The organism is archaeon CG10_big_fil_rev_8_21_14_0_10_43_11 (genome assembly GCA_002763265.1).
Classification (GTDB): domain Archaea; phylum Nanobdellota; class Nanobdellia; order PEZQ01; family PEZQ01; genus PEZQ01.
The window spans coordinates 119,756-135,158 of the sequence record PEZQ01000006.1 but is presented as its reverse complement, the minus strand read 5'-3'; the positions used below and the strand labels follow the sequence as shown (position 1 = coordinate 135,158).

Below are 15,403 nucleotides of genomic sequence, written 5' to 3'. Positions count from 1 at the left end.
AGGGGAGTTTAAACGTCTTGATGTCGCGACGCGGGCAAATCATTGCATCAGCAGTCACTACCCTTGCTATTGCAATCATACTTGGATACGCCATGGGAACGTTTGCTTTTCGGCTTTCAAGTACAAGCGGGGTTCCAAACTATAAAGAAGCAGTACTCAACGCGGTCTCGCAAGCAGAAACAGTCAAACTTCTTTTGCAACAGGAACGAAACTACGTGATGGACCGCTCAATCTTTTACATTGCATCACGCGGTGGCTTTGGTCTTTCTTTTGAAAAAGCAACACGGCTTGCTCCTGGAGAGACAGGATACAGTGATACTGCAACGAGTCCTGCTGGAGAGCTAACGTACGCGTGCGGCAAAAAAACCGTTGAGACACGTTTTGTGCCTGAAAAAGACGTGCCGTACTATTCGCTTCGCTATGATACTGATTCGCAGTACTATGGACAAAACTTTGTCAAAGACTGTCCAAACGGGACATGCAGGGATATTACTTGCATTGATTATCCTCCTTTTGATTTTGTTAAAGAAAATTTTCTTAACCTTGCACAAGACTTCTACCAAAAACCAACCGGTGTTATTGCGTATCTTAAACAAACCGCAAACATTGCACTTGACCTTGCCTATGACCTTATTGTAAAAGGGCTCACTGCAGGCTCAGACTCGTTTGTTGCAGACTGGCGCGTTGCAAGCGCGCAAGGTGGTATCAGTTTTGATTATGGAGATGTTCCTGTTTCACAAGTAAATAAACCCCTGCTCACATATGAATTTGATGTTATTGTTTCAAGCGAGGTCACCACGCCTTTTTCCCGCCTCTACCGAAGCGTGCAAAGCTTTGTCAACACAAATGCGTACCATACCTATGTCGAACAAGCCCTTGAACCGTACCGCACGATTAGCGGAGATATTCTTCTTGCACAAAACTGCCAGCAAAATGAGTGCGAATCAACTATTGCAGGCGATACCACGTTTGACACTGAAACACAACTTGCGCTCAGTTATCTTGAATCATCTGATGAATATTCTCTTCGTGCACTTTATTGCACATTTATGGCAGAAGCAAGCGGGTGTAACCCAAACACGTGCCAGATTGACGGGGTTATGAATGGCTGCTTTTTTGTGTGCATGAACCCGCAGCTTTCAAACACGCCCGGATGCTTCACGCCAAAAGATACGTGCGAGATTGACTGTCCAAAAGAAGAAAATATCCCTACTGACAAACGATTTGTATGCGCGTGCGATGACTGGGAATGTCCTGCAGGAAAAACCTGTACTGATGAGAATGGATTGCTTACTGTTTCTTCTAGCGATTTGGAATGCGCGCACGTGGGTTGGTACCCTCAAACGTTAGGAAGAGCACTTGACGGGAACATGGTTGAAATTCCCTCACAAGAAATACTCTTTGGCGAGTCAGAAGCAACGCGATGGAAGTGGTATTTGCTTCGGGCAAGCAATACCTGTAACCCAAACGAACCGCTTGCGTACAAGGATGACGCCTGCTGTACTATTCGTTACGAGCCCCCAACAAAAACGTGTAACCTTGCGTCCTGGACTCAGGCAAAAGAATCAGGCGAGGTATGGACATCAGACGTTATTCCTCAAAGCGTGCAAACCACGTGCACCATCCAAAACAATCGCTGCAACTCGTATCACATACAAGACAGGCAAAACGCGCAAAACCCTCCGTTCGCGTGCTTTGAAGATACAATTAACACGCTTGTGCTTGACTCAATTAATACACAACAAAATCAAAACATGATATATCAGGGTTTTACCCTGCATTTTGCAGATGAGGACAAATCACAACTGAGTGTTGATGCAGGAGAAACCCTCAACTACCAACTCGTGCGAACCGCGTGCACGTCGTGCCAGAATGGTGCAGTAAGTGATAGCAGAAGCTTTGCTGACCAAACATTTCGCGATGTTGTGCGCGGCGTGTGCGTAAAACCAAGCGACCCTTGCGGGTGTTACACAGGAAGCCAAGTTGACCCTGCCCAAGAGCTCAGAGACCCTGGCCGCGTTGAAATAATGCTTGAAACCTGCATTACGCGCTTGTTCTGGAAAACTGACGTAAACGAGCTTGAAAGAAGAAATCTGCTAACAAACTGGCTCTCTGTTTATGACCTGCTTCAAACACAGCTCAATGAGGCTGCGCTTCTTGCACCAAATGGCGCTTCTTGCACGAAAAACAGTGATTGCGATGTTGACCTTGCAACACGCGGCCAAGACAGCATTTGCGTGTACCAGCCACAAACTCAAAATAGCGTGTGCACCCACTGTACGGGTTCACTGCAAGGGCAATTCCTGTTTGACAGCACTGACACTGAACATGAATGCACACCATCTCAAGGATGGGTTGAAATCCTCGCACCACCAGAAACAGCGTGCACCGATACTGGAATGGTTGACAATCAGGTATGCGATTCAAATCTTGCTACAAACGGGCTTCGAAGTGCGTGCGTTAAGAACACTGAATCTTGCAACGAGTGCACAAGCGTGTTTGGCATTGGCAGAACCATAACAACAACCCAAAACGCCACGCTCTATTGCGTTGAAAAAGAAGGTTTAACGCAATGGGTCTTGCGAGGCGTTGATGGTCAGTCCTGCATAAGTGACGACCGTTACTGTGACCCGAATGGTTTTTCAGACGGGCTTGCGGGGTATTGTGATTTCTCATCAGGAAGCGGCCAGTGCAAGATGTGCGATGCAGGAGACACGTGGAGTGCGAACCTGTATGACGCAACCTACCGATGCAATAATGGAGTGATGGTGAAACAATAATGAAACCCGTCCTGCTTGTCCTCACTGTTCTTGGCTTACTCGTAAGCATTTCAGGAACGCACGCGCTCTTTTCATCAACAGACGGGTGGTGTACAAGCGGCGAGTCAGGAGCGCAATGCGCGCTTTCAAATTCGTGCGGAAACGGCGTGTGTGAATACAATGAAAACCCGCAAACATGCTCACAAGACTGCACACAATGCGACTACAACACGATTTGTGCGATAACTGAAAATGACCAAACCTGTGCGGACTGCTTTGCAGGGACGTGCAGTTCTGATACGACCTGCGACTCATTTGAAAACTTTTATATCTGTTATTCACAAGCATCAAGTGTCACATACGCAAACGTGTGCAAATGCAAAGGCGACTACTGCTCACTTCCCCGCGCGTTTGCAGAATGCCCCGGGCAATGCAGGGACGTGTTTTCTGTTGAAGAATCATATGTGCACACAACATTTCTTGATGACGCACAAGCAACAACACCCGAACTACTATTTTATTGGGATGGTGCGCGGTTTCGCTATGAAGATGAGTATGTGTTTGAATCATATCCTGCAACTATCCCGCTCTCACCATATTCTAACTGGGCTGTTCTTAACGGACGGCTTAGCGTGCGCGTACCCTCGTTTCGAAACGGCTTTAGTTTTGTGGTAAGTATTGGTTCAGTTAATATTGAAAGCTCACAACAATATCGTATTGGCTTGTGCGACGGAACAAATGATGCATCCTGTGACTCATGCATGACTGGAAAACATGTGCACGTCACACGCGCTGGTGAGACCGTTATGTGCCAGTCATTCAATCAGGATAAAGGAAACACGATTATACTCGACATCACACAACCCGTGCGCGCAGGGGTTGATACTGTAGTGTATTTTATTCCACAACAAAACTCAAACCTTGTGCCTGGCGATTCTGTTGTGTTTACTGACTTGCGCGTGGGTCTTGGCAGTGCTGATATTAGCACGGTCAAATATCTGAGCACGCCGGTCAAATGGGCGTTTGGCATTAAAGGCGCAGAAGTTATTGGTGATAAAAACACCTGCGAGTTTAACACGCTTGAAAACACGTGTGGCGGAGGAAATGTGAATTGCGCGTGTAACTTTTATTCTGCAACTCCTCTGCCCGCGTACCTGTGCAATTATTTAGAAACCACCCATGCGCTTGTTTCTCGAACCACAGAAAAAGACTTTACCTATCTTGATTACGCTGGCAGCATCTCCTCGATTTATGCTTCTTTTGGCAATCTTGAAAACACGCCTGATTACGCGTGGTGGTTTGACTCAGCAACTATCACCATCACCGAATTGCCTTTTGATGCAAAAATCTTTGAATCAACACACCTCGGTAGCGTGGGCGTTATCAGAACAAGCGACATTGCGCCGATTATGGCAACAGACAAGCGCAGTTTTACTATTCCGGGAAGCAAACAGCCTATCTCACAAATTGCTACTGCGCTTCCTCCTGAATCAAACTGCGTTAATGGTGTGGATGATGACAAAGATGGGCTTATTGATTGCGCTGACCCGAATTGTGGTGGGGCTTCATGCGGCACTGGCGCTATTTGTTCATCAGTACAAGGCGTGTGCACAGAACAAATTTGTTATGATGGCGTTGACAATGATGGCACGGGCGGTACGGACTGTTCTGATAGTGACTGTTACGATGACGTGTGTGTGGAAGGAAAAACATTGTATCGCTGCAATGAAAACCAACAATGCGTTTTTTCAACACAAAAAGGAGGAGGTGCGGGAAGCGAATGAGAACCCGAACACTTTTCATATTCATTGTTGTTCTTGCAAGCCTTGGCGCACTCCAAAGCGCGTATGCGAATTCATGTACCGATGCGTGGGCATCAAACGGATGTTGCTGGTCCGGTGGGAGTACGGATGGCGGGTGCAGCAGCAAGGGAGGAAATATTTTTTGCGGTGACAACCATGATTATTCAAATACGTTTATACGCTGCGAAAAAGACTGTGACTCGTCAGTAACGGTTTGTGATGGGTGGGAATCAGGAGACGGCACGCTTTGCAGCGGCCAAAAATCCGCGCTGTGCGGAAAATACAATTGCGACGCTACCTACCAATGCCATGAAGGAATTTGCGGCGCAGAATGCGATTCAAACAGTGATTGTGATGCAACTGAGTGCGACCACTTAGATGGGTGTTACAGCGGAACGTATCGCAACTATGCTGACCTCTCAAACTCGTGTAGTTCAACCTGTGGCTGCCAGACGCTCTCATGCTCAGTGTACCGTGAAGTAATAACTGATGCTGACGGGGATGGCTACGACACGGAATGTGACGGGGACGCGGACGACTCTAATGCTAATATTTATCCAACTGCGCCAGAAATTTGCGACGGGCTTGACAACAACCAGAACGGTCCGGTTGATGAAGGCATTGATGCAAACAATAATGGCATTTCAGACTGTATTGAAGAATGCAAAGATGTGAACACGGGCATCTATGACAATGGAAACCAGAAAAAATACACTCAATACCGAACCGCAGCAGGAGGCACGTGTGCAACAATTGATTTGCAGGAAACATTCTATCACTGGACAAAAATAGACACATCAAACAATGTTGATGCAAGCGGAAACCTCAAAACCATTGCTTCAATACGCATAACCGGCTTAAAAACGCCCGAAAGCGGGAAAACAACGCGTCTTGGCGTGTTTATAAAAATTGATAATGCAAATAACGCGAACTGGGGGCAATTCTCATCATATGATGTTGACAACTCTGCTCATGACCATCTTATTCTTATCAACCAGCCGGTACGCTACATTCTTATTGGAAACGTAGGCGCTGAAACCCTGCAAATTGATGGTATTGAAGGGCTTGACTACCTGCGCTCAACAACCGTGTACACCTATATTAACGAACAGCCAGAGGTGCTTCTTGACCTTGCAGATACTACTACGGGTGCTTCGACTCAAAGCGTGAGTGTGAGCCAGCAACCCTTTGAAGACCTTGTTGATAACCGGTTTGTGCTCTATCCTGAAGGAATAAACGAATTTCTTTTTACTGATTCCTCAAATACAAATATTGCATCAGCATCAAACCAGCCAAACTTCCGCATCACGTTTGAAACTGATTCAAAACAATACTATGGTGATTCCTGCTACCTGCAGGACGTGCAATACTCGTGTCCAACCGGCTACACTCTCAATTCTCAAACCCTCAAATGCGAAAAACCCGGCACAAGCGCAGCACAGTGCGCGTCACAAGACACATTTGTTCAAGCAACCCGCTGTGAAAAGAAAAGCAATAGTTTCACTTGCCAGACGCGCACGTGCGTTTTTGAAGACAATGAATGCTACGCGTACACAATTGAAATACCAAACATCCAGTCAGTACAGCGTGATGCAGCAAATGATAATGTCTGCTGTCAATTTCCTCCAGAAGAACAAAAATGCGTGCGAGACGCAACACCAAGCCCGCGCGTTGCAAAATCAATTAATCCCGGGCAAGTGTGTCGTGAAGACATCAGCCTGCAATGGGCATATTGCGGCGAATACGACTACTACTATGACCTTGGCGTGTTTGCTACGGATGAAGACACAGTGCTTCCCGTACAAGTCTTTGAGGATGTAGCATCAGGAACTCTCTCATATGATATTTGGCCGCAATGCGGAAACGATTTTTTAGACTCTGACAAGGGAGAATCATGTCTCACCTGCCCGGGTGATATTTATCTTGAAAAAGACAATGACTACGCGTCATTTGCGCCAAACAATGATGAAATTGAAAATGAGCAATACCTTTCATGCACTACGGCAAGCGATTGTCCTCAAGACATTGCACGCCTTGGCCTCTTAGGAACACCAAGCTGTAACACGGCAGCTGACGGCACCACGTATTGTGCATGGTCTGGGCCGGTAATTCAAAACACGTTTGATGGAGCAAGCCTGCGTTGCTATACCGATAATGAGTGTAGAACGCGCAGCGGAGAAACTGTTGCTGATTGGGACTGCAAAACCTTAACTGGAGACACACTTCCATCTGGCGAGCAGGGGTATTGTTTTTGGGCGCGCGGCGATGCAACCGGGGAAACTCCCCTCTGTGTGCTTTTTGAATCAGCACAACAACTTGTCTACCCCTGTAAGAACTGGGCTGACCTTTCATGCAAACAAAAATATCGCGGAGAACTCGTGCGCGGCGCGGATACGCATGATGGTAATGTGGTTTGTCAACCAAGCTGCACAGCGTCAGATGAATCAGGATGCGTGCTTACCACGATTCCAAACGCGAAAAACAACAACCTGCTCAAAGAAGTTGCGGCAAAAACCGTTGATGCCTGCGCATGCGAAGGCTCATCATACTCTCAAGTTAATGGAGGACAAAGCAGGTATTGCTGTCCAAGCGGGTATGAACACTCACGAACAAACACGACCACACAACAAGGGGTGTGCTGTCCTGCAGGGCGAACAAGCGTGTACGATGCTGACCCTCTAAGACCTGAAATAGAGCCTCAATATTATTGCTGTCCACACGGCCAGCGCTGGGTATGGGAATTCAACACAGGCACGAACCAGTATGAAGGCAAATGCGGTGAAGCGCCTGCGTACGCGTGCGGCGTGCGCTGGGACACGGCAGTGTGCTTCCTCGGCTCGCTTCTTGATCCGTTTTCCATTCCATCCGTGTTTGGGCGATGCGGGCTTGAAGGCGCGTTTACTGATTATTTAGGCAGTTTTGCCTGCATCCTTGGCAGGTTCCAAAACCTGCTGCCGGTCACGCAGGCATGGCTTGGCGACATGCTTACGTGCGGAAAAAATCACTTTCCAAATCAGCCAATAGAGCTGACCGTATGTTTGGTTGACAAAGGCGTGATTGGCGGCGCGCAGCGCGCTGTTGACTTTGTCATTTACGTGTTTGACCTGGACGTGCTTGCCGAAGAAATCGCCGAATTTGTTGATACCGTCGCAGAAGCGGCAAATGCGCTTGCAACTGGCGCTGCACAAACAATTGAAGATGCAGTTGATATTGGCGTAGATATTGTTTCAGGAGTTGTTGACTTCCTGTTTGGATGGTTGTAAGAAAACAAGCATTAAAAAACAACAAAAAACACTCCTCGTAGAGGGGAGCGAATACGTATGGCACAAGAATTGCTTATCTATTACATTGGTGGCATTATCACGTCAGCACTAGTTCTGGGAGCATCCATTTACGGTTCGTTTGGCGGGCTTGACCCGGCAACAAACATTCAAACAAAAATGGTCAGCCTTCTTTATGATGTTGCAAGCCTGTATGAGATTACGTACACGGTTCCTGACAAGATTAGTATTTATTATCATGGCCTCCTGCCTGACATGAAATGGGAGGATGCTACAACGCTCTCGTATCGCGGTCACGTGGTTGACACGCTTCAGCGCCAGCCAACGTCTGCTGCGATTCTCTCAAGTTCAGGCATTAATTTTCCACTTTACACAAAATGGGCTGTTAACTATCTTAACCCGCAAAAAGATTATGAATCACCTATTGTTTTTCTTGGCGCAGCGGATTCGCTCAACATTTTTGACACCTACCTCGCAAACAAGAACTTACTCTTCTCGCCTGAAAACCCGCTTATCAAAACTCCGTCAATACGGCGTCAAGACTCACAGGCAGGCTACTGTTCACTTAAATCATCAATTAGCCTTTCACGAAACGCAACGTGTGAGGACTACAATGGGAAAACGCGCGGTCAATGTGAAGGTGTTCAATTTATCACATACGCATCGGGAGGCGTTGAGAGTGACGCGTGTGGTTGTTCTGCTCTCGGGCTTTCAAGCGGGTGCGGGTGCGAAGTGCGTGATGACCTGTGCTCGTGCGAGCTTCGCGATGAGGTGTGTTCCTGGCAGCCCCAAGGCTCGCGCTGTTTTGAAGCATGCGAGCAATACGCATCACAAGGTGCGTGCACGCAAAACGATAACTGTCGCTGGTATCCCTCAGGAGAATCAGAATGCACTGACAGCGCGATTTGCGACTATCGCATACCCATCAATCGCGATTACGTTTCTTACTTTTCGCACGGTACAACAACAGACCTTGTTGCCCAAGACCAGTTGTTCTACGATACTTACCCCCTTCTTGAAGTCATGCGCGGCCTTGAGCGCGCGTGCACAAGCACGGACCCGGTCACGGTTTCGCTCAACCTCTTTCCCGGCTATGTGATAAACAAGCCACAAAACTCTGATTCAGTACTATGCGTGCAGCGGCTCATCAACGCGTATGAAGACTTTGCATTCTCAGAATGTCGTGATTCATGGCTTGACATTCGAAGAAAAGACTCAACAAACATTGACGACTACGTGCTTGGCAGTTTTAGTGATGCGCGTGCATGTTGCGGCGTTGATTTTCGTGCAACAACGTTTTGCGAAGACTTTACTGAATCCATGCTTTCAAAAGAAGGGATAACTAGTAGTCTTTGCGTCATTGATCAAAACGCTGACGTGTACGCTGTTACGGTTTTTGGCACTGAGCAAAGCACAACAATAAGCGTGTTTGACAGCACTGAAACAGAAGTTGCTTCCCAAACATTTACATCAGAACAAGAAATTTCAAACGCTATTATCTACGAAAACGGACCGCATGAAGAAATCACTATTGGTGGTCAAACATTTAGCATCCTGCTTACTGATGAGCTTAATCCCGTTCCTGACTTTAATGATTGCACACATCCTGACCGCATGACTGCGGCACGCACGCTGCAAACGCAGACAGGGATTCCCGCGCAAACCAGAGCGGATTTTATTAATGGTTATACAAACCTGTACTGTTTTGACGTGAACGAATTGCTCGGTCAAACATGCGTGAATGCTGCGGGTGAGTCTCAAACCCTTACCAACATTGATTTTAAAATTACGGACATCGAAAACGTGATTGACGTTGGCGTTGACTTTCGCGGACTGCTTCGTGCTGCAGGCACGTTTGCGCTTGTTCCTTATGGTTTGGGTGCTTTTGCTGCAGTAAATGACATTACTGACGCGCTCTCGGGTGATACGAGCGCGCCCTCAAACTTGTTTTTTGTTGACTACTACAAAACGGATAACGCGCGCACGCTTAACGCAAACGCGTACATGGGAAAAGGCATATCGTGCGTTGGTGAGTACGACCCTGTTGCGCGTTACGAACCCATTAGTTTTGACGGGTTTTCAAACGTTGCTGCAGCCTGCAAACCTATTGAGGAGTGTTGTTGCAGTGACCGCGGAGAGTGCAGGGGGGATGGCGCAGACTACGTGGCATTGAGCACACCGGATTGCACGCGTGGCGGACAGATTTGTTGCATACAAAATGACGCGATAACGTTGCGCACACCAACGTGCGGAGGAAGTTCATGAGCACGGTAATGCCTTATGTGATTCGTGAAATACTTGACCTGCTTATTTGGCTGCTTGTCGTGTTTTTTGTGCTTAGCAGGGCGTCAGGCGTGAATTTCGAAGTGTCAAATGCCCTTGATGAGACAAAGCTTGACACGCTCTCTCAGATTTTTATTAATAGTCCAAATTGCTTTGCTTACGAACAATTTCACATTGATTACGCACAGGGGAGCTCCCGTCTCACTTCACAAACATATCCCGGACTCGTTGATGTTACCAAGTTTTTTAATGCATGGAACCAGAATTGTTTGCGCTACACTGAGTTGTGGGATTTATTAATTCCGTCATCAGATTCAACATTCAACTTGTGCGGAGAACTCGTACCTTCCTTGTTTGGCCTCACACCCGCGGTGGGCATTAATTGTGGGGAGTCAAGAGATGGCAGACCCCAGCAATGCATTTCAAACCGATGCGTAGTCTCGTGCGCTCGCGAGCCTTGCATTTCAGGACTCTTCTTAACCTATGAGGCACGGTTCAAGGACTTGGAAACTGGAGAAGAGTATAATTTCACGTCGTATGAGGGGCTTACAAAGGCGCCGTTTGAGCCTGACGTGCTTGGTTACACCGGTGATTGGGCTGGCGGCTCGTATGAGGAGTATGTGGGCTGTTCGTCAAGCTTTGTTGAGACCACGTTTCAGGGCAGGACACCGGTGTTTATTGCATACCCAAAGAACACAGGACTCAACCAAGACCCGGAAAAGCATGCGGGCGTTTTTAGCGTAAAACTCTGTCGTGGCGTGTATGGTAAGAGCACAAACAGCGAAAATCTGATTGCAAGCGCATTTGGTCTCGCGTAAGCTTTAAAAAAGGCGCGCTTATTCTCTTTAGTTGCTATGAGCATCAAAGAAGGCAGCTTCATTGAAATTGATTACGAAGCGCGCATTGCAAGCAATAATCGCATGTTTGATACGACTAAAGAACGTATTGCAAAACAAAACGGGCTTGAAGGCTCGCCAAAACCGCAACGCATCATTATTGGCGCGCAACACGTTATCAAAGGTCTTGATGCTGAACTCAAAAAACACACCGTTGGCGATTCATTTTCAGTTATTATTCCTGCACAAGATGCATTTGGTTCACGAAACCAAAAACTCGTGCGTCTTATTCCGCTCAAAGAATTTCGCGAAAAAAACATGCGACCACTGCCCGGCATGGTTTTGGATTTTCAGGGCGTGCAGGGAACTATTATGAGCGCGTCAGGCGGCCGCGTGCGTGTTGACTTCAACCACCCGCTTGCAGGACGAACCGTTGTGTATGATGTGACGATTAATCGCGAAATTACTGACAAAAAAGAACAAATAGGTGTGATTCTTGATGTGCGCTTAAACGAGCAAAACCCTGATATTACCATTGCAGACAAAAAAGCAACAATCACTCTTGCTCAGAAACTGCCAGAACATTACACAAAACACATTTGTGAAGAAATCGAAAAATACACCGGTCTTAAGGCAGAATTTGTAAAAAAAGAAGAGAAAAAAGAAGATACAACAGAAAAGAAACCTGCTAAAACCCCTGCAAAGAAAGCCGATAATGAATAATCATAAGATACATTCACTTTTATCTTTTTAATTTTTTACAAGCACAATGTTTGTTCCTTCCCGTTTTACGAACTGCTCTTTACCGTTAATAATTGCAAGCGCAGTGCATTCATCTAATGCAACACCTTCAAGATTGAACTTTCTGCACGCATCACGAAGCACTTGCTCGTTATCTGTCTTATTGCTGTGAACATCGCAAATCATTCGAACAATACCGGTGCCACGAATGAGTGTTTTATCATCAGTAATTCCATACGAGCACAACGCGATTGCGCCTGCAGAATTGCCTACAATGACCTTTGTTTTGCTCAAAATCTTTAGTTGGGTTTCAAGACTGAATTTCTTTAATGATTCAAGCAGCCACTTTGTTTTACCGCCCCATAGGTAGATAATATCCGATTCTGATAATTTCTTAATCATATCCTGTAGAGAATCAGTTGCTTTGAGTGCCTGCGTTTTGAAATGGAGTTCATCTCGATAAATCTTGTTAAAACGATCAAAGGCTGAGGACTGAAACTTTTCTTCAAGAGCAAAAGGAATCAATACTGCAGTTGCTTGTTTTGGAACGTGTTTTGCAATCTCTTTATCAATATAACGTGTTTCACCACGTTCAGGATGTCCGCCACCAATAAGAAACAGTTTCATAGTGTTATTGAAGTGAGTTTGTCTATATCCTCCTTTTCTTAGTTTAATTAAGGCAATTGTACTGTTTTCTTAATTTGCGTATCTTTTTCAAGTCCAACTCTGCAAATATAATTCCTTCACGTTTCTTGATTTTATTCAAAACGTTCATCGGACTACAAATATAGCTTTCCCCTAGAACTTCGTCTGTGAAAGCGTCGCAACTTACAAAATATGCAAGATTCTCAAAAGCTCTTGCGAGGGGAATGCTTTGAAACACTTCTTTTGAGATGTGTGCGTTATCTAACAGATACGACGGACAAAACAATATTTGAGCGCCTTGTTTTGAAAGTTTTTTTACATATTCTGGAAATGCAAAATCTCAACAAATAATAATCCCAATCTTGCCAAAATCGGTTTCTACAACATGATTGTCTGTTCCAGGAACAGACTCACCTAAGTCAAGACCAGGAAATAAATGTACTTTGCGGTACACATATGCAATGTTGCCCGTGCGGTTGATAAGGATTGCAACGTTAGAGACTTTTTCCCCTTCTTTTATGTGTGCCCCAATAATTGCGTAAATATTATTTTTTTTGCAACTTGCTTTAATTTGCTCAATTTCTTTGCAGTGCATGTCCAAAAAGTCTTCACCAAGGCATGATTCAGGAAAACACACAATATCTGTATCTTTGAACGCAGCTTTTTCTATGTATTCTAGCACTTTAGAAACATTCTTTTTGAGCTCGTCAAACAGTTCAATTTGCGCAAGAGCGACTTTTGCCACAATCCTTTGCACATTTCTATTTACTTAAATACGTTCACGTTTATTTTACTACAATATTGTAGCGAAAAAAAGAATTTCGTATGCTTAAAGTAAATAAAACATATAAAGAAGCTCTTGCTCTAATTGGGATGTCATGGATATACTATCCTCGGGGAGTGGCAGCTTGTTTCAACCCCCTCAACAATCACAATCGCATTCTGTTAAAGAGTTTAGAAGCGAGCTTTCGCGCACAAAAGATGTTGACGCAGAACTTGAAGAACTTCTTGCAACAAAGCGCGCAACAATCCGTGTTATCGGTGTTGGCGGTGCGGGTAATAATTCGCTTACGCGCATGAGCGAGATTGGCATTAAAGGCGCAGAACTCATTGTTGTAAACACTGATGCGCAGGATTTACTCGTCGCACTTGCTGACAAGAAAATCTTGATAGGAAAAGAAGCCAGCAGCGGCATGGGTGCTGGAAGCAATCCAAAAGTCGGCGAAGAAGCAGCGCGTGAATCAGAATCAGAACTCAAAAAATCACTTGCTGGTGCTGACATGGTCTTTATCACGTGCGGTCTTGGCGGCGGAACGGGCACAGGCGCAGCACCAGTCATTGCTGAGATTGCAAAAAAGAATGGTGCACTCACTGTCGCTGTGGTGACGCTTCCCTTCACTATTGAAGGAAACAAGCGCATTGAAAACGCGCTTTATGGTCTTGAGCGCATGGAAGGCATTGTTGACACGCTTATTGTGATTCCAAATGATAAACTCCTTGAAATAGCACCAGACCTCCCGCTTCAAACCGCGTTCAAAGTAGCTGATGAAATTCTTACAAACGCGGTCAAAGGAATTGCTGAGCTTGTCACAAAACCGGGTCTTATCAACCTTGACTTTGCAGACATTCGCGCAGTTATGGGTCAGGGCGGTGTTGCCATGATTGGTGTTGGCGAGAGCGACTCGGAAAACCGTGCAGTTGAAGCAGTTGAAAAAGCGGTGAACAATCCCCTTCTTGACGTGGACATTACTGGCGCTAAAGGCGCGCTTATTAATGTTTCTGGCGGCCCAACTATGACCCTTGATGAAGCAAAAGAAGTGGTTGAAGCGGTTTCGTCGCGTCTTGATGAGAATGCGCAAGTTATTTGGGGCGCGCACATCACTGATGACATGGACACGGTTATTCGAACCTTGCTTATCGTGACTGGCGTGAAGTCGCCGCAAATTTTTGGCCCACGAACAAGAACGACTGACCGTCGTAAAAAAGAGATTGAAAATGACTTGGGCATTGAATTTATTTAGTGAGTTGCACAAATCCTAAAAAACACGTATCCTCTTTGTCTTGTTTATGAGCCGGCTTGAAGAGTTCTTGCGTGTCCCTGATGCGCTTATTAGTTTTAAGACCACATTCTTTCGAGAACCGTATCTCATGTCCAGCTATTATTTGCTCATGGACAGGTATCTTTTGGAGCATGAACGCGTGCGCGTTGGTTCAATTGCGTCTTCAGACGGGAAAGAAGCGTATTCGCTAAGCATGATTCATTTGCTGCTTCCAAAACACATGTATGAGATTCATGGTTTTGACATTAACCCTGCTGGTATCAAAACCGCACGTGAGGGTTGCTATACTATGACGCGCACGTTTGATGACCTCTTGCGCGGCCTTTCGTATGTTTCAATCAAACAACCAGAACTGGATGCAACGCGAGATGAACTCCTTTCTTTTTTTTCCAAGCAGCAAGCACATGACACATTTACGATTCCTTCCTGCATCACGCGCCCCTGCACTTTTCATGTGATGGATGTGATGGATGTACCCAAAACAGAGGGGTATGACGCGATTATGTGCCAAAATTTTGTCTACCACTTTAAAAAAGAGGGCATGCTTTGTATTCTTGAAAAACTGGCGGGCATGATAAAACCCGGTGGCGTGCTTGTTCTTGATGCATGGTACCCTCCAGAAAATGAGTATCATGCCCGCTTCAATGAAGATTATTTTGAGGTGATGCGCAAAACACGCCTGTTTTCTCAAAAGAACGTGCGCGTACTAAGCGATTTTTCGCCGCACAAATAGGCTGGGTGTTTCCACAACCTTTAAAAATGTGGTTTCTGTTTGTTACATAATGAAACTTAACACGGTTGGTGACAACCTAAGCAGAGTGTTTACAAATCTCAAATACTCGCTTGCCCACTACCGACGCGTACTTCGACGAACCAAACGACCATCAAAAAGAGAGTTTATCGATATTGTTAAAATTACGGGCATTGGTATGGTCATTATGGGCGTGATAGGTTTTGCACTACAAACACTTTTTGTGTACGTAATCAAACTGTGAT

At 45.8% G+C, this 15,403-nt stretch carries 11 protein-coding genes; 9 read left to right on the top strand and 2 right to left on the bottom strand.

Annotated features, from left to right (window positions below; all coding sequences use genetic code 11):
* Positions 1 to 20: 20 nt before the first annotated feature.
* Genes COT72_03290 through COT72_03265 form a run of 6 tightly spaced genes read left to right on the top strand, consistent with a single transcriptional unit; the run spans position 21 to position 11,684 of the window.
* Entirely contained in the window at positions 21 to 2,780 is a 2,760-nt protein-coding gene (locus tag COT72_03290) for a hypothetical protein (protein PIO00160.1), read from the top strand.
* The gene (locus tag COT72_03285) at positions 2,780 to 4,543 is read left to right on the top strand and encodes a hypothetical protein (protein PIO00159.1); all 1,764 of its coding nucleotides are present in this window, start codon (positions 2,780 to 2,782) and stop codon (positions 4,541 to 4,543) included. Before COT72_03290 ends, COT72_03285 begins: the two co-directional genes overlap by 1 nt.
* On the top strand, positions 4,498 to 7,824 hold the full coding sequence (locus tag COT72_03280; protein PIO00158.1) for a hypothetical protein: 3,327 nt from the start codon (positions 4,498 to 4,500) through the stop codon (positions 7,822 to 7,824). Before COT72_03285 ends, COT72_03280 begins: the two co-directional genes overlap by 46 nt.
* Before the next feature lie 57 nt (positions 7,825 to 7,881).
* Positions 7,882 to 10,107: a hypothetical protein gene (locus COT72_03275; GenBank protein ID PIO00157.1), complete on the top strand. Its 2,226-nt coding sequence runs from the start codon at positions 7,882 to 7,884 to the stop codon at positions 10,105 to 10,107.
* On the top strand, positions 10,104 to 10,943 hold the full coding sequence (locus COT72_03270; GenBank protein PIO00156.1) for a hypothetical protein: 840 nt from the start codon (positions 10,104 to 10,106) through the stop codon (positions 10,941 to 10,943). Before COT72_03275 ends, COT72_03270 begins: the two co-directional genes overlap by 4 nt.
* 36 nt (positions 10,944 to 10,979) lie before the next feature.
* Positions 10,980 to 11,684 carry a peptidylprolyl isomerase gene (locus COT72_03265; protein PIO00155.1) on the top strand — a complete coding sequence of 235 codons (705 nt, stop codon included), beginning with the start codon at positions 10,980 to 10,982 and terminating at the stop codon, positions 11,682 to 11,684.
* A gap of 27 nt (positions 11,685 to 11,711) precedes the next feature.
* Here the strand turns inward: COT72_03265 and COT72_03260 are convergent, their stop codons facing one another.
* Positions 11,712 to 12,329: a hypothetical protein gene (locus tag COT72_03260; GenBank protein PIO00154.1), complete on the bottom strand. Its 618-nt coding sequence runs from the start codon at positions 12,327 to 12,329 to the stop codon at positions 11,712 to 11,714.
* A gap of 358 nt (positions 12,330 to 12,687) precedes the next feature.
* Complete coding sequence (locus tag COT72_03255) at positions 12,688 to 13,104, bottom strand: hypothetical protein (GenBank protein ID PIO00153.1); 417 nt, start codon at positions 13,102 to 13,104, stop codon at positions 12,688 to 12,690.
* Positions 13,105 to 13,225: 121 nt separating this feature from the next.
* On the opposite strand from COT72_03255, the gene ftsZ reads away from it, so the two are divergent.
* The 3 genes from ftsZ to COT72_03240 are packed head-to-tail and all read left to right on the top strand — an operon-like array spanning position 13,226 to position 15,402.
* Positions 13,226 to 14,368 carry a cell division protein FtsZ gene (gene ftsZ / locus COT72_03250; protein PIO00152.1) on the top strand — a complete coding sequence of 381 codons (1,143 nt, stop codon included), beginning with the start codon at positions 13,226 to 13,228 and terminating at the stop codon, positions 14,366 to 14,368.
* A 46-nt stretch (positions 14,369 to 14,414) separates the two neighbouring features.
* On the top strand, positions 14,415 to 15,140 hold the full coding sequence (locus COT72_03245; GenBank protein ID PIO00151.1) for a hypothetical protein: 726 nt from the start codon (positions 14,415 to 14,417) through the stop codon (positions 15,138 to 15,140).
* Positions 15,141 to 15,189: 49 nt separating this feature from the next.
* Positions 15,190 to 15,402 (top strand): protein translocase SEC61 complex subunit gamma, encoded by a 213-nt coding sequence (locus tag COT72_03240; protein PIO00150.1) that lies wholly within the window; start codon positions 15,190 to 15,192, stop codon positions 15,400 to 15,402.
* Position 15,403 lies beyond the last annotated feature (1 nt).